This is a genomic window from Paraburkholderia sp. CNPSo 3281 (genome assembly GCF_024206515.1).
Classification (GTDB): Bacteria; Pseudomonadota; Gammaproteobacteria; order Burkholderiales; family Burkholderiaceae; genus Paraburkholderia; species Paraburkholderia nodosa.
Map to the genome: position 1 here is coordinate 1 of NZ_JAMBPS010000014.1, position 15569 is coordinate 15569.

The window sequence follows — 15569 nt, forward strand, 5'->3', positions numbered from 1 at the left end:
GGCGGACATCATCATCGCGGCCATGCGCGGCAACGTCAGTGTGCGATTGCGGGTAAAGGCGGTGGGGGTGCGGCGCACGCGCTCGGCGAGCGCCGGATCGAACAGGAAATCGGAGAACTCAGCCAGAAGTCGGGAAGACGCCGGTATTTGAGTTCATATCGTTGATTTATCAGGAAGTTATGGTGTGAAGTTTACAGGTCCCACGGTTCGTTTACAAGCACTTCCGGGGCTTAAGTTGAGAGCATTGCCGCGCGCCCCGGTTTTTTTTGCGCCACGCCAGGCGTACTGAGATTAATTCCCAGCACTGAGTAAATCGCCGATATTTACCTCAATTCAACGTGGATTCGGCCTTGGCTTTTGTGAATTGAGCGTTTATTGTTGGAAACCAGTCACAGCCCCACAAAGAAAGGAAAGACTATGCAAGGCGACAAGAAGGTCATCGAATATCTGAACGCGCAGCTCAAGAACGAGCTCACGGCTATCAATCAGTATTTCCTGCATGCCCGCATGTACAAGCACTGGGGCCTCGAGAAACTCGGCAAGCATGAATATGACGAATCGATCGGCGAAATGAAGCATGCCGATATGCTCATCGAGCGTATTTTCATGCTCGACGGTCTGCCGAACCTCCAGGACCTGCATAAGCTGCTGATTGGCGAGGAAACCAAGGAAATTCTCGAGTGCGATTTGAAGCTCGAACAAATTTCCCAGTCCACCTGCAAGGAAGCCATTGTTTATTGCGAATCGGTACGCGACTTCGTTTCGCGCGAGATTTTCGTGACGATTCTCGACGATACCGAAGAACACATCGACTGGCTCGAAACGCAGATCGACCTCATCGGCAAGGTCGGCATCCAGAATTACCAGCAGTCGGCCATGGGTTCGGTAGAATCCTGATCGCGCGCCTCGCGCCCGCGCGCATCTGTCCGCCTTGCGGGTGCGCCCCAACCCTTTTGCGCCCATCCCCGTGAACCTTCCGGCCTCTTCCAGCGCTGCGCCCATCGGCATCTTCGACTCCGGTCTCGGCGGCCTGTCGGTGCTGCGCGCCGTGCGCGCGCTACTGCCCGCCGAGCGGCTCGTGTACGCTGCCGACTCGCGCTACGCCCCCTACGGCCAGCGCGACGACGACTTCATCGCCGACCGCACGCTCGCGATCGGCGAATGGCTCGTGGCGCAGGGCGCGAAGGCGCTGGTGGTGGCCTGCAACACGGCCACGGCGCAGTCGATCGCGCTCGTGCGCGAGCGGCTCTCCATTCCGCTCATCGGGGTCGAGCCGGGGATCAAACCGGCGGCGCTGGTTTCGAAATCGCGCGTAGCAGGCGTCCTCGCCACCCAGGTCACGCTGCGCAGCGCGCGCTTTCAGGCGCTCGTGGAGCGCCACGCGGCCGATCTACGCGTGCTGTGCCAGCCGGGCCATGGCCTCGTGGAAGCCGTGGAGCGCTGCGACATCGGTTCGGCCGAATTGCTCGAGCTGCTGCGCGCGTACGTCGAGCCCATGCTCGACGCGGGCGCGGACACGCTCGTGCTCGGCTGCACGCACTACCCGTTTCTCGACGCGGCGATTCGCTCGATCGTCGGCGAACGCATGATGCTCGTCGACACGAGCGTCGCCATCGCACGGCAGCTCGAACGCGTGCTCGACCAGCACGGCCTGCGCGCGAGCGGCGAGCCCGCCGGCGCGGGCGGCGACGAAATTCGCTTCTGCTCGACGAGCGACGGCGCGCACCTGCACGAACTGGCGGCCGCGCTGCTGGGTCTCGACGCCCATGTCGAGCGCGTGGTTATCCCGTCGCGCCGCACGCGGGAGCTGGAAGCGAACGCGGCCTGACGCGCCGGCGCCACACACCGCGCGCGACGCGAAGTTGGCGATTCGCGTCTCGCCCGGGCGTTCGCGTTTCAACCCCGTTTCCGCACATCCGACTCACCTGCCTCGTTCGGTCTGACTCCTGTCAGAAGCCCGCTGGCGAGCTCCGGCGGCAACGCGCAATCATGCGAGCAGTCACACAACGGATAGCCGCTAGCCGGCCCGTCAAATGCCTTGGCAGGCGCCCCACCCTAGCTAGCCTTTTCCTGACGCAAAGCAAAACCCCTGCTAAGCATCCGGTTATGTTACAAAAAATCCGTCTACCCGCTTGCCAAACCCAGCAAACATAATGATAATAATTCGCATTAACTCTCTCTATTGCGGTCCATCATGATTGTGTGCGTTTGCAAATCCGTCTCCGACCGGACGATCCGCGCCTCCATTCAGGAAGGCATGGATTCTTTCGACGAGCTGCAGTTCGAGCTCGGCGTCGCGACCTGCTGCGGCAAGTGCGAAGAATCCGTTCGTGATGTGATGGCGCAAAGCGGTGTCTGTGCGAGCCGCTGCGGGGTCACGCAACCGGCGCACCCCGCCGTGGTCCCCCATGCGGTTCCGCTCACGTTTTACGAGCGCAAGGCTGCCTGAAGCCATGGCGCGCATCCGGCCACCGATGCGCGCCCGCCCCGTCCGCCCGTTTAGCCAAAGGCGCCTCAGGCGCCACGCGCCGCGGACCTCAAATCGCCGCCGACAGCAAGCCCGTCTCCCGACCAGCCAGCTACCGCTCGTGACCCTCAAAGGAGGTCGTGATGGAATTGCTGCTCGGATTCGTAACGACGTTGGGCATCTCGCTGTTGATCTTTCGCAAATAAAGCTGCCCGACACGACGCGCCGGTTCGCCTGCGCGCCGCCGTCCGCATGGCAGCCACGCTAAACATGCAGGCTTTCCAAACCACCGCTGGCACGCTGCCGTCTCCCTCCGTTCGCGTCAATCGTCGTGTCGTCACTGCGAGCGCGATCGTGGTCGCGCTGCATGCCGCGCTCATCGCGGTCGTGCTGATGAAGCGCGAACCCGTGACGCCCGTTGCGCTCCAGTCGCAGACGATGACGGCCGAACTGCTCAAGCCCGAGCCGGTCGCCGCCCCCGCTGCAATTCAGTCCACGCCCACACCACCGCCGCCCAAGCCAGTCCCGCACGTGACGCGCGAGAAGCCGAAGGTTCAGCCCAAGCCGAAGCCAACGCCGCTGCCTGTGGCCGAAGCGCCCTCGCAGCACGCGATCGAGTCGGCCGCGCCCACCGCGCCCACACTGCCGGCTCCCACGCCGCCCGCGCCCGCTCCGCAAGCCGCGGCGGCCACCGACGCCAAGCCGACCATGGCGCTGTCGGCGCCGAAGAACGTATCGCACCTCGACTGCCGCATCGTGCAGCCCGACTATCCGACGCTTTCGCGCCGGCGCGGCGAAACCGGCACGGCATTCGTGCACTTCGTCGTGGGCCTCACGGGCAAGATCGAGAACATCGAGCTGAAGAAGTCGAGCGGCTCCGCCCGCCTCGACGACGCCGCGCTCGACGCGATGCGCCAAAGCTCGTGCAAGCCGTACCTGGAAAACGGCGAAGCCGTCCGCGCGGCCTACACGCAACCATTCGAGTTCAGCCTGAATAGTTGACCGGCTGAAGCCACACGCTTTCATGAATTGAATAAAGAGGATCAGGGATGCAGAACTACGGTATCGCCCACGTCTGGGCGCAAGGGGATTTCGTGACGCGCGGCATCGCGCTCGCGCTGTTGATCATGTCGGTGCTGTCGTGGTGCGTGATCGTCGTGAAGGGCTGGAATGTCGCGCGCCTCAAACGCCTCACGAAGAACGCCGAGCAGCAGTTCTGGCACTCGGACGATCTCGCCGACGGTGTGAAGAAGCTCGGCAGCGGCTCGCGCGAAGACAACCCGTTCCTCGCGCTTGCACTGTCGGGCCAGCAAGCCGCCGATCACCATCATCAGACGCAGCCGCATCTGCACGACCGCATGGACGTGTCAGACTGGGTCACGCGCTGCCTGAAGGACACGATGGACGAGTCGGTCGCGAAGATGCAAAGCGGCCTCGCCATTCTCGCCTCGATCGGCAGCACGGCGCCGTTCGTCGGCCTGTTCGGCACGGTGTGGGGCATCTATCACGCACTGCTTACGATTGGCGCGACGGGTCAAACCTCGATCGACGCCGTGGCCGGCCCGGTGGGCGAAGCGCTCATCATGACCGCCTTCGGCCTGTTCGTCGCGATTCCCGCCGTGCTCGGCTATAACGCCCTCACCCGCGGCAACAAGGCGATCGTCACGAAGCTCAACCGCTTCGCGCACGGCCTGCATGCCTTCTTCGTGACGGGCGCGCGCCTCACCTCGACCGCGCGTGGCGGCGCGAAGGAAGGCAACACGAGTAACCTGCGTGTCGCTGCGCGCAGCCACTAAAGAGCGGAGGCAAGCATCATGGCGATGAGCCCCTTTGCCAGCGACGACGACGATGGCCTGATGAACGAGATCAACATGACGCCGCTCGTCGACGTCATGTTGGTTCTCCTGATCGTTTTCATGGTGACGATTCCCGTGATCCGTCACGCCGTGAAGATCGACCTGCCGCATGCGAGCAGCCAGAAGGAAGACGCGAAGCCCGCGCAGATCAACATCTCGATCGAAGCGGACGGCACCGTGCTGTGGGACGGCGCGCAGGTCGACGACGCGGCGCTGAACCAGAAGATCGCAGCAGCGGCGCAAACGACGCCGCAACCGGAACTGCATCTGAACGCGGACCGCAAGGTGCAGTACGAACGCGTTGCCCAGGTGATGTCCGCCGCGCAAAGCGGCGGCCTCACGAAGCTCGGTTTCGTCACCGACCCTGCGCATCACTGATCGCGTCACTGCGCGCAGCGCGCAAAATTGAGCGCTACAAAGTAAAAGGCCTTCATCGTCAGATGAAGGCCTTTTTTCGTGCGCACGCGGCGCATTCGGGCGGTGGCGGCGACTCCCCGACAATCGATCGGTTCACGTCGGCACATGCGACTGCCGTGGGCAACACGGACTGCGCTTTCGGCCCTGAAGGCCCACTATGATAGCGGCCATCAATTCCCGCTCAAGACCGGTGCTTGGCGAGAAGGACTTCAATATATTCCTCTCGCTTCGCGCCTACAAGAGTTCGGCCATTGAATGTAGCGATGGCCGCTCACGCTTGAATGCCTAAAAACAAATGGCGCTAAACGTTGCGCACAAATGCACTACGTGAAAACTCAAGTTTCATACAAGCGCACGCGCGTGCACGTTCGCAAAGCTTCATGCCGTTTCGATCCTGCTCGCGCTCTTTGTGCGCGACAACCCAACCTCTCTGCTGGGTGCACTCTGCCCTTCTGCAGGCGCTGCAAGCGCGGCGATCTCGCTTCTCAGCGGACATTCCTGCTGCAAGCCCTTATCGGCATCGAGCACTTCCACGAGGTAATCGACAAAGGCACGCACGGCCGGAACCATGCCCTGGCGCGAGAGAAATACCGCATAGAGCTGCGGCACCGGCAGCGTCCAGCCCGGCATCACCGGTGAAAGCTTGCCCGAGCGCAGCGCAGCGCCGTACATCATCTCCGGCAATGCCGCGATGCCGAGGCCTTCCAGCGCCGCTTCACGGATCGTCGTGAGGTCCGCGGTGATAAGGCGTGGCTCGTGTTCGTGCGAATGTCGCGTGCCATCGGGTGCGATGAGCTGAAACACGTGGCGGCCGTCGCCCGTGGGCGTATCGAGCGTTTCGAAGCGCGTAAGGTCATCCGGCGTGAGCGGCGGCGCGTTCTGCGCGAGCAGGCTCGGCGCGCCCACCAGCATCTGCTCGGTGCGCCACAGCGGACGCACGACGATATTGGCGTTCTGCGGCGGCTCCGAGCGCACGCGCAGCGCGATATCCACCGAATCTTCGAACAGGTCGATTACGCGGTTCGTCACGCGCATCACCACCCGCACCTCGGGGTAGCGATGCATGAATTCCGGAATGACCTGCGAAAAGATCGTTTGCGAAAGCGTGACGGGCACGCTCACGCGCACCGTGCCGCGCGGCGACGAGCGCAGCGACTGAACGACGTTCACCGCGGCCTGCGCCTCGGCGAGCATCGAGCGGCAATGCTGGTAGAAGAGTTCGCCCGCTTCGGTGAGCGCGAGCTTGCGCGTGGAACGCTGCAGCAGGCGCACGCCGAGCGAGGCCTCGAGTTCGCTCACCCGCCGCGACAGACGCGACTTCGAGATGCCGAGCACGCGTTCGGCAGCGGAAAAGCCGCCATGCTCGATCACCTGCGAAAAGTACATCAGGTCGTTGAGGTTATGCGAATCGATCTTCATGTCGTCGTTCCAGCGATGGGACAATCCATTGCGATGAGGCCGTAAAACAGGCCAAATTGGCTACCTATAATAGCGGTTTGTTTCGCCTATAACGCAATTCCCACATTTCGAGGTGATATCCATGACCACGTCCCGCACGATCGAACGCGTGTATCCCGCGGTTCGCACCACCGAGGGTGGCGGATTCATCGTCCATCGGCCGTTTCCGACCCGCCAGTTGATGGACTTCGATCCGTTCCTGCTGCTCGACGAGATGGGCCCCGTCGATTACGCGCCCGGCGAGGCCAAGGGCGCGCCCGATCATCCGCACCGCGGCTTCGAAACCGTCACCTATCTGGTCGAAGGCCGCTTCGGCCACAAGGACTCGGCGGGCCATTCGGGCACGCTGCGCCCCGGCGACGTGCAATGGATGACGGCCGGCGCGGGCGTGATCCACAGCGAGATGCCCGACCCCGAATTCACGCGCACGGGCGGCCGCATGCATGGCCTGCAGCTGTGGGTGAATCTGCCCGCGCGCGACAAGATGATGGCGCCGCGCTACCAGGAACTGCCCACGGAGCAGATTCCCGTGGGCCGCTCGAAGGACGGCAAAGTCTCGGTGAAGGTGATTGCCGGCGAAGCGCTGGGCGCGAAGGCCGCGATCGAAACGCGCACGCCCATCCTTTACCAGCACTTCACGCTCGCGCCCGGCGCGCGCGCGGAGCAACCAGTGCCAAGCGACTATCGCGTGTTTGCGTACGGCCTCTCGGGCACGGGTCTGTACGGGCCCGACGCGCGAGCGATCGATGCCCAGCAGATGGTGACCTTCGCGAGCGACGGCGACACCGTCACGCTCGCCACCCCGGCCGACGCGAGCGCGCCGCTCAGCGTCCTGTTGATCGGCGGCGTGCCGCTGAACGAGCCGGTCGTGCGCTACGGCCCGTTCGTGATGAACACGGAGCAGGAGATCCGCGAGGCCGTGCTCGACTATCAGGCCGGGCGCATGGGGCGCATCGCGCACTGAATCCGGGTTGCGCCGGGACGCGGGTTTCCGAAGCATCGCTACGGGCCCGCCCGCTTTCCGTCACAATAAGGTTTGCGGGGCGCGCACCACAGGTTGCGCGTCCGTCCCTCTTTAACCGTCCCGTCCGCGAGGAGCGCATGGCCGAACCCGCAGTCACCGCACACATTGGCTCGACGAACTACCAGGTCCAGTTCGACGACGGCACCCACACCTGGATCGCCGACGAACCCGCCTCGCTCGGCGGCGGCGACCGCGGACCGTCGCCCTTCTCGCTCTTGCTCTCGAGCCTTGGCGCCTGCACCTCCATTACGCTGAAGATGTATGCGCAGCGCAAGGAGTGGCCACTCGAAGGCGTACGCGTGAAGCTCGCGATGGAAACCGGCAGCGAAGGCACGAAGATCGACCGCCAGATCGTGCTCGAAGGCGCGCTCACCGAAGAGCAGCGCGAGCGCCTGCTGCAGATCGCCAACGCCTGCCCGGTCCACAAAGTCCTCACGAACACGATCACGATCCGCACGGGTCTCGTCGTCGCTTGAGCGGCGGCGCGCGGACACAGACACAGGAAGGCGCCGCCTTGAATTTTGAACACCTCATCCAGATCAACGATCCGCTGAACCCGCTCGTCGAGGCCATGACGCGCGAGCAGCTCTGGGAAGGGCTCGTGCTGCGCGCCGAGCAGCCGCAGCTCTTCGTGATCGGGCTCGACAGCTGCACGATCCTCTCGCGCACCGAGAGCACGATGGAGCGCGAGTTGCACTATGGCCACGCCACGGTACGCGATCGCGTCACGCTCACGCCTAATGAGAGCGTGCGCTACGACATCATGGCGACCGCCGAGTACGTGGGTGGCTCGCTCACGATGACGATCGAGCAGCCCGATCCGCTGCAGCTATTTCTGCGCTTCGAGTACCGCACGACGCTGCCGACTGCCGATACCGAGGACGACCGGCAGACTTCCGAGATCGTGAAGTCGGCCTATCGCGAGTCGGACATCGACACCGTGCGTCTCATCCGCCAGTTCGTGCAGGGCGACGGCAGCGCGCCGAACGCGCTGCACTGAATCCCCCGGCGCTTGCCCTCCCGCCCTGCGCGGCACGGCAAGCGCCGATTCACGCTACCGCCCCCTTCGATTCAGGCTATCGGCATTCGATTTCGATGAATATCTCATAGTTGAAAATACGAACGATTATCATTTAGAATTGATTCATCGAATCGAGAAAAGACGTCACGTTCATGACCGAACTGCACCGCACCTCCACGCTAAGCTTGCGCCGCAACGGCGGCTCGGCATTGACCAGCGCGCGGCCGAAGCCTGCCGTCGCAGAGCCCAAGCCGCGCAGGAGCGCCGAGCCGGCGGTCGCCGCGGCAAGCGACGAGAGGAAACTGGATAGCGCGGCGCTGCTGCAAGGCCGCAGCCATGTGAGCATCATGCACAACGGCGAAACGTATCAGCTGCGGGCCACCCGGCTCGGCAAGCTGATCCTGACGAAATAGGTTTCAAGCAGTTTTCAACCGGGTATTGTGGGGACCGCCTCCACCGAGAGGCGTTGGGGCATTAGCCAGCAACGACGGCTTGCACGCGAGATCTAGACCCCTTCGTGCAGACATCCTTCAAGCTTCAAGCCGGCCGTCGAAGCAAGCCACGCCATTTTTTTGTTCTCATACCTCTGTGTCGATCCTGAGTTAGCGCTTTAGCGCTTACTCAGGTCCCATGCAAAGCTCGATCCGGAGTTGGCGCTTTAGCGCTTACTCCGGTCCCATGCAAAGCTCGATCCTGAGTTAGCGCTTTAGCGCTTACTCCGGTCCCATGCAAAGCACGGGGCGACGCGCGAAGCGTGAGCCGCCCGAGACAAGCGCCGCGGCATCCGTCCGCGGCTTTTGTTTTTTCTGGCGTCGCCAGGCGCGGCGATGGATGGGCTTACTCCGCCCCGAGCGCCGCTATGCCCGCACGCGCAATGGCGGCATCCTGATCGGACTTCACGCCCGAGACCCCGACCGCGCCAATCACGTCGCCGTTCACGCTCACAGGTACGCCGCCTTCCAGCATGCCGGTGAGCGGCGCACTCAGGAACGCCGTGCGGCCCTGCTTGATCACGTCCTCGTACATCTTGCTCTCGCGGCGGCCCAGCGACGCAGTGCGGGCCTTGGCCACGGCGATCTCCGCGCTGACGGGCGCGGCGCCGTCGAGGCGGCGCAAATACAGCAGATGGCCGCCGTCGTCGACGATGGCGATCGTCACGTTCCATTCATTCGAGCGGGCGTGCGCGACGGCTGCATCGGCTACGCGGATCACGTCTTCATCGGTCAGTACTGCTCGCGTTCGCATGCGTCTCTCCGAAAAGTCAAAAACCGGGTTTGGCGAAATCGCCAACCCGGTTTTGAGAGTAACACCCAGACTTGTGCCGCGACGCACTGATCCCTCGTATGTCGCCTATATCAGCGGCAGATGAAGAAACGCCGCAGCATGCTCAGCGCACCCAGCCCCAGAACATGAGCCACCACGCGCTGTCCACCACGGCGAGCGCGAGCGCGAAGCCCGCGAGCGCGAGCGCGCGCTGCCAGAACCGCGAACTGTAGCGCCCCGTTACGCGCCACGCGAGCCAGGCGCTCCAGAGGTTCGTGATGACCAGAATCGCAATGCGCACCTCGGCGGCCCAGTCGAGCGGCACGTGCTCCGCGCGCAGCAGCGAGAGCGTCGTGGCCGACAGGCCGAGGAACACGCCCGCCCCCGCCAGCGGGATCAGCGACTGCGCGAAGTGATGCACACGCCGCATCTCGAAACGCCCGAGCACGGCAGTCGAGCCCGCGAGGATCGCGAGCAGCACCGTGCCATAGACGAGCCCCGTCGCGACGATATAACCGACGATCATCGCGCCGTCGAGCCACGAGAACACGTCGTTCTGCGCCGGGTAATGCGTGAGCAGGAACCACGGCGCGTTGGTGTCGAGCGGCCACGTGATGTCGCGGTCGATGAGCCAGCCCGCTAGCCACTGCTTGATGTCGATGAACCACGGCGAGCCGGTCCAGTGGAAAGCGCCGATCGCCACGCCCAGCAGGCCGTAGAGAATCAGCGCCGTGTCCCACGCGCTGGCCTGGCTGTCGCCGAGTTCGACCACTTCTTCCGCCGGCGAGCGCCACGAGAGCGCGATGGCGTCGCGGTGGCCGCTGCAGCGACCGCACATGTGGCACTGCGCCGCGCCCTTCATGTTGCGCAGCGGCACGAGCGGCGCGCAGTTCACGGGAATCACGCGATGCCCGCCGTGCTCGCCGTGTGTGTAGGAGTTGCGCCAGGCGTCTTCGTCGACCTTGTAGCGAAACGGCGCGAGACGCGCCAAAAGCGCAAAAACCCCGTTCACGGGGCAGAGATACTTGCACCAGACGCGCTTTTCGCGCCCGTACAGAAAGCCGATCACCATCGCGCCGAGCGTCGATCCGCCCAGCACTAGCAGCACCGCCTTGGGGTACTGGTAGACGCTCACCATCTGTCCGTAGATCGTGGTGAGACCGAAGGCCACGAAAGGCCAGCCGCCCCAGCGCATCCAGTGCGGGATGGCACCGCCGCGGCCAAACTTGCTGGCGAACTCGGTGAGCGCGCCCTCGGGGCAGAGCACGCCGCACCACACGCGGCCGAGCATCACCATCGAGAGCAGCACGAACGGCCACCAGATGCCCCAGAACACGAACTGCGCCGCGAGCGTGAGGTTGTTCCACAGGTGCGCCGTGTCGCCGGGCAGCGGCATCGCCGCCGGCACGAGAATCAGGAACGCGTAGACAGCGACCACGACCCACTGCACGGCGCGGATCGCCGCGCCGTGACGTTGCATCCACTGGCCCGCCTGGGCGAGCTTGCCAGGGCACTCGTTTGCCTGCGTCGGGCGAGCGGATGCACAACTCATGCTGCCTTCCTCTTCGCAACCGCACCCGCGCGGCCGGTGGCGCGCCGCACGAGGAACCACACCACGAGCCAGTAGACGGCGTAGGCGATCAGGTTCATGAGCGCCGGATGCGCGCGGTAGCCCGTGAGCGTCGCGACGAGCGAGCCGAAGGTGCTCGAGTCGTCGAGGATCGCCGAGGAGTTCCACACCTGGTCGACGAGGGTCGGCAGGATTTCCTTGTCGATCAGCTTGTCCACGCCGGTCTGGAACAGACCCGCGCCGAGGAACAGCAGCATGATCTCGGTGACGCGGAAGAAGTGCCGCCACGAGAAGATCTTGCCGCCCAGCTGCAGGAGATAGAACGTGAGAAACGCAAGCGCGAGGCCGATCAGCACCGCGAGGTACTGACTCGCGTCCACATGGCCCGACTGGCCGAAGCCGAGGCCGTAGAGAAAGATCACCGTCTCGCTGCCCTCACGCGCGATGGCAAGCGCGACGAGAATCGTCACGCCCCACCAGTTCGCGTCGCGCGTGCTCTGTTCCAGCGACTCTTCCATCTCGCGCTTGAGCGTGCGGCCGTGCTGCTTCATCCACAGCACCATCTGCACGATCAGCACGCACGCCACCAGCACCATGCCGGTCTGGAAGTAGTCCTGCGCGTCGCCCGACAGCACTTCGGTAAAGCCGACCAGCGCCGCGCCGAGGCCGATGGCGGCAAGAATGCCGAGCGCCACGCCGCCCCACAGGTACGGCACGCCGCGCCGCGCATCCGCGTCGCCGTTTTTCAGCCACGCATAAAGAATCCCGACGACGAGCAGCGCCTCGACGCTCTCCCGCCATACGATGAACATCACCTGACCCATTCAACACCTCCTGCTACCGGCGATACGCGCCAGCGGCCTGACTTCTCAATGCTCACCTGGCGACGATCACGCCCTGCGCCTGCTGATGGAAATCGTCGAAAAACTTGTACTCGCCCGGATCGAGCGGGGCGATCACGACGAACGAGTCCGCGCCCGGCGCCAGCACCTTCTCCTTGCGCAGCTGAACGCTCTCGAACTCCGCCGCGCCCTTGCCCGTATTGCGCACCTCGATCTTGATGCGCTTGCCCGCCGGCACTTCGATGCGCGCGGGGTTGAGCTTGCCGTCGGTCATTTCGAGCTTGAACGTGGGCAGATCTTCGGCGTGCGCCATCGTGGCCACGCCCGCCAGCGACACCGCAAAAGACGCGCTGAGCGCGAGCGCCGCAAACTTCCGCATTCCAGTCATTGGTTTTACCTGCTCCTTGCTGCCATTCATGCGGCGGCGCTGCACAAGATGCGCGCCGCCGCCCGAGCTGCCTCGCGACGGCTTAGTAGCCGCCCTTCTTGCCGATGCCCGCGAACGGGAAATCGTATTCCAGCGTGATCGGCTTGAACCACGGACCCACGCCCGTTTCCTTGTCGACGTGACGGCCGAACGCCATGTGGCCCGTCTGCATCGGCGCTTCCACGACCAGCTTGAGGTGGTACTTGCCGGGACCGGCCAGCTTCACGTTGTCGCCATAGTGCGGGCCGTCGTTCGCAACCATCGGCATCAGGTCGCCCTTTTGCACATAGCTCGAACCCGGCTTCGTGAGTTCGTAGTGAACCTGCAGATACGGCATCCAGTCGCCTTCGGCGAAGCCGGTCGGGTTGTTCTTGACCGCGTGGATGTCCGATTCGAGGTGAACATCGGAATCCGAAGCCTTGCGCATCATGCCTTCCGGCTCCATCGTGATCGGCTGCAGATAGACCGCGCCGATTTCCATGCCGCCCTGGATGGCTTGCTTGCCGATCGGGTATTCAGCCGCATTGGCCGCAATTGCCGCCGTGGCGGCCGCGATGACGGCAGCGCCGCGCAAGAGAGTGTGAATCCGCATCGAAACTCCTGGTTTTTATATGAGGGTTACAACCCGCTGAGCCTGCCGCATGCACATGAAAAAGTTAATGCGAACAATTCTCAATAATGGCGGAGTTTAACACCGATGCCGATGAGGGACAAATTCAGCGCCACGAAAAGCCTCAGCGGAACAGGGTTTTAGCAGCGCTTTGTTAACACAGGCTTAGGACGCGCCTTGCAGCACGATTGCAGGGCCGCGAGTGCTCGAGAGGTAAATGGAATGAATTCTGGATCGAGGCAGGCGCACAGCGACGCGCATGCCACCCTGCCAGCCCGAACTCACAGCCTGCTCGAAGCCTGTCAGATCGGATGGTCGCCCACGTTCGCCCCGAATACGCGCCGGCGCAGCACGGCGAGCTGGTCGCGCGTCTGCGCGGCTTTCTCGAATTCGAGGTTCTTCGCGTAGTCCATCATCTGCTTTTCGAGCTTCCTGATTTCCTTGGCGATCTGCTTCTCGGACATGTCCTCGAACTTCGCGCGCTCCTGCTCCTCGCGCAGTTCGGCGCGGGCGTCATCGACGTTGTAGACGCCGTCGATGATGTCCTTGATGCGCTTCACGACGCCGCGCGGCACGATGCCGTGCTCTTCGTTGAACATCATCTGCTTGGCGCGGCGGCGCTCGGTTTCGTCGATGGCGCGGCGCATCGAGTCGGTGACGCGATCGCCGTAGAGGATCGCCTTGCCGTTCACGTTACGCGCGGCGCGGCCGATCGTCTGGATGAGCGAGCGCTCGGCGCGCAGGAAGCCTTCCTTGTCGGCGTCGAGAATCGCCACGAGCGAGACCTCGGGAATGTCGAGGCCCTCGCGCAGCAGGTTGATGCCCACGAGCACGTCGAACGTGCCCAGACGCAGGTCGCGGAGGATCTCCACCCGCTCGACCGTGTCGATGTCGCTGTGCAGATAGCGCACCTTCACGCCGTGGTCGGCCAGGAACTCGGTGAGCTGCTCGGCCATGCGTTTGGTGAGCGTGGTAACGAGCACGCGCTCGCCCACGGCCACGCGCTCGTTGATCTCGCCGAGCACGTCGTCGACCTGGGTCGATGCGGGCCGCACTTCGATCACCGGGTCGACGAGGCCCGTGGGCCGCACGACCTGCTCGGCGATCTGGCCCGTCACCCTCTTCTCGTAGTCGGCCGGCGTGGCCGAGACGAATACCACCTGGCGCATCTTGCGCTCGAACTCGTTGAACTTGAGCGGCCGGTTATCCAGCGCCGAAGGCAGCCGGAAGCCGTAATCGACGAGATTTTCCTTGCGCGCGCGGTCGCCGTTGTACATGCCGTTGAACTGGCCGATCAGCACGTGCGATTCGTCGAGGAACATCATGGCGTCGGTCGGCAGGTAATCGACGAGCGTGGGCGGCGGCTCGCCGGGCAGCGCGCCCGAAAAGTGCCGCGAGTAGTTCTCGATGCCCTTGCAGAAGCCCAGCTCCTGAAGCATTTCCAGATCGAAGCGCGTGCGCTGCTCGAGGCGCTGCGCCTCCACGAGCTTGCCTTCCGTATGGAAGAACTCGAGGCGCTCGCGCAATTCCGACTTGATGGTTTCGACGGCGCGCAGCACGGTCTCGCGCGGCGTGACGTAGTGCGACGACGGATACACCGTAAAGCGCGGAATCTTCTGGCGCACGCGGCCCGTGAGCGGATCGAAGAGCTGCAGCGTTTCCACTTCGTCGTCGAACAGTTCCACGCGCACGGCCATTTCGGCGTGCTCGGCCGGGAAAATGTCGATAGTGTCGCCGCGCACGCGGAAGGTGCCGCGCTGGAAGTCCTGCTCGTTGCGCGTGTACTGCATGGCGATCAGGCGCGCGATGACGTCGCGCTGGCCGAGCTTGTCGCCGTGGCGCAGGGTGAGAATCATCTGGTGGTATTCGGACGGATTGCCGATACCGTAGATCGCCGAGACCGTCGCGACGATCACCACGTCGCGCCGCTCCATCAGGCTCTTGGTGGCCGAAAGCCGCATCTGCTCGATGTGCTCGTTGATCGACGAATCCTTCTCGATGAAGAGATCGCGCTGCGGCACATAGGCTTCCGGCTGGTAGTAGTCGTAGTACGAGACGAAGTACTCGACAGCGTTGCGCGGAAAAAACTCGCGGAATTCGGCGTAGAGCTGCGCGGCGAGCGTCTTGTTCGGCGCGAACACGATGGTCGGGCGGCCAAGGCGCGCGATGGTGTTCGCCATCGTATAGGTCTTGCCCGAGCCCGTCACGCCGAGCAGCGTCTGGAACGAGAGGCCGTCTTCCACGCCTTCCACGAGCGTTTCGATGGCCGTAGGCTGGTCGCCTGCCGGCAGGTACGGCTGGTAGAGCTGAAACGGCGAGCCTTCGTACTGGACGAATTTTGACTCGTCGAGCGCGGGCGCGTCGGCGACGGTGTGGTCGGACATGGGGGGCATCCTGTGCGCGGAGCAAACAACTATTCTAGCGTCTCGCCGGATCTTGCCGAGGGGCGAGCCTGAGTGGGTCTGGGTGGGTCTGGATGCTAGATGGGGTGCGGCGGGCGGTGCTGCAAGGGCCGCCCGCAGCGGCGACGGTCGACGGGCGGTGAACGCTGCGCAACGACGCGCCAGAAATCGCCCAATCGTGCCGGAAATAGCCCTGAAAACGGCGCAGAGAA

Annotated in this window: 17 protein-coding genes; 10 read left to right on the forward strand and 7 right to left on the reverse strand. The window is 63.9% G+C overall.

The window, feature by feature from the left end; translation table 11 throughout:
• Positions 1-417: 417 nt before the first annotated feature.
• The 6 genes from bfr to M3I56_RS16305 all read left to right on the forward strand — a co-directional run bounded on the left by bfr (position 418) and on the right by M3I56_RS16305 (position 4701).
• The gene (bfr, locus tag M3I56_RS16280; protein WP_254354871.1) at positions 418-897 is read left to right on the forward strand and encodes a bacterioferritin; all 480 of its coding nucleotides are present in this window, start codon (positions 418-420) and stop codon (positions 895-897) included.
• A 70-nt stretch (positions 898-967) separates the two neighbouring features.
• Complete coding sequence (gene murI, locus M3I56_RS16285) at positions 968-1828, forward strand: glutamate racemase (RefSeq protein WP_254354872.1); 861 nt, start codon at positions 968-970, stop codon at positions 1826-1828.
• Positions 1829-2194: 366 nt separating this feature from the next.
• Positions 2195-2449, forward strand: a complete 255-nt coding sequence (locus M3I56_RS16290; protein ID WP_028208420.1) for a bacterioferritin-associated ferredoxin — start codon at positions 2195-2197, stop codon at positions 2447-2449.
• 288 nt (positions 2450-2737) lie between these two features.
• Positions 2738-3469, forward strand: coding sequence for an energy transducer TonB (locus tag M3I56_RS16295; protein ID WP_254354873.1), 732 nt, complete (start codon positions 2738-2740; stop codon positions 3467-3469).
• Positions 3470-3516: 47 nt separating this feature from the next.
• Positions 3517-4263: a MotA/TolQ/ExbB proton channel family protein gene (locus M3I56_RS16300; RefSeq protein ID WP_254354874.1), complete on the forward strand. Its 747-nt coding sequence runs from the start codon at positions 3517-3519 to the stop codon at positions 4261-4263.
• An 18-nt stretch (positions 4264-4281) separates the two neighbouring features.
• Positions 4282-4701: a biopolymer transporter ExbD gene (locus M3I56_RS16305; protein WP_254354875.1), complete on the forward strand. Its 420-nt coding sequence runs from the start codon at positions 4282-4284 to the stop codon at positions 4699-4701.
• 417 nt (positions 4702-5118) lie between these two features.
• Here M3I56_RS16305 and M3I56_RS16310 read toward each other — a convergent pair whose 3' ends face one another.
• A complete protein-coding gene (locus tag M3I56_RS16310; protein ID WP_254354876.1) occupies positions 5119-6159 on the reverse strand; it encodes a LysR family transcriptional regulator in 1041 nt (346 codons plus the stop codon).
• Positions 6160-6280: 121 nt separating this feature from the next.
• Between M3I56_RS16310 and M3I56_RS16315 the strand changes: the two genes are divergently transcribed.
• The 4 genes from M3I56_RS16315 (at position 6281) to hemP (ending at position 8656) form a co-directional block, all read left to right on the forward strand.
• Positions 6281-7162 (forward strand): pirin family protein, encoded by an 882-nt coding sequence (locus M3I56_RS16315; RefSeq protein ID WP_254354877.1) that lies wholly within the window; start codon positions 6281-6283, stop codon positions 7160-7162.
• Positions 7163-7299: 137 nt separating this feature from the next.
• Entirely contained in the window at positions 7300-7698 is a 399-nt protein-coding gene (locus tag M3I56_RS16320) for an OsmC family protein (RefSeq protein ID WP_028208425.1), read from the forward strand.
• Between the two features lie 38 nt (positions 7699-7736).
• On the forward strand, positions 7737-8222 hold the full coding sequence (locus M3I56_RS16325; RefSeq protein ID WP_133183540.1) for an SRPBCC family protein: 486 nt from the start codon (positions 7737-7739) through the stop codon (positions 8220-8222).
• Positions 8223-8395: 173 nt separating this feature from the next.
• Positions 8396-8656, forward strand: a complete 261-nt coding sequence (gene hemP / locus M3I56_RS16330; RefSeq protein WP_254354878.1) for a hemin uptake protein HemP — start codon at positions 8396-8398, stop codon at positions 8654-8656.
• A 424-nt stretch (positions 8657-9080) separates the two neighbouring features.
• Here the strand turns inward: hemP and M3I56_RS16335 are convergent, their stop codons facing one another.
• From M3I56_RS16335 to uvrB, 6 genes are all read right to left on the reverse strand, one after another.
• Positions 9081-9488, reverse strand: a complete 408-nt coding sequence (locus M3I56_RS16335; RefSeq protein ID WP_254354879.1) for a heme-binding protein — start codon at positions 9486-9488, stop codon at positions 9081-9083.
• Between the two features lie 142 nt (positions 9489-9630).
• Positions 9631-11058, reverse strand: a complete 1428-nt coding sequence (locus M3I56_RS16340) for a 4Fe-4S binding protein (protein WP_254354880.1) — start codon at positions 11056-11058, stop codon at positions 9631-9633.
• Positions 11055-11900 (reverse strand): FTR1 family protein, encoded by an 846-nt coding sequence (locus M3I56_RS16345; protein WP_254354881.1) that lies wholly within the window; start codon positions 11898-11900, stop codon positions 11055-11057. The genes M3I56_RS16340 and M3I56_RS16345 overlap by 4 nt, the downstream gene beginning before the upstream one ends.
• 52 nt (positions 11901-11952) lie before the next feature.
• Entirely contained in the window at positions 11953-12306 is a 354-nt protein-coding gene (locus M3I56_RS16350) for a cupredoxin domain-containing protein (protein ID WP_254354882.1), read from the reverse strand.
• An 82-nt stretch (positions 12307-12388) separates the two neighbouring features.
• On the reverse strand, positions 12389-12937 hold the full coding sequence (locus M3I56_RS16355; protein WP_254354883.1) for an iron transporter: 549 nt from the start codon (positions 12935-12937) through the stop codon (positions 12389-12391).
• A 320-nt stretch (positions 12938-13257) separates the two neighbouring features.
• Positions 13258-15339 carry an excinuclease ABC subunit UvrB gene (gene uvrB, locus M3I56_RS16360; protein WP_254354884.1) on the reverse strand — a complete coding sequence of 694 codons (2082 nt, stop codon included), beginning with the start codon at positions 15337-15339 and terminating at the stop codon, positions 13258-13260.
• Positions 15340-15569: the final 230 nt, after the last annotated feature.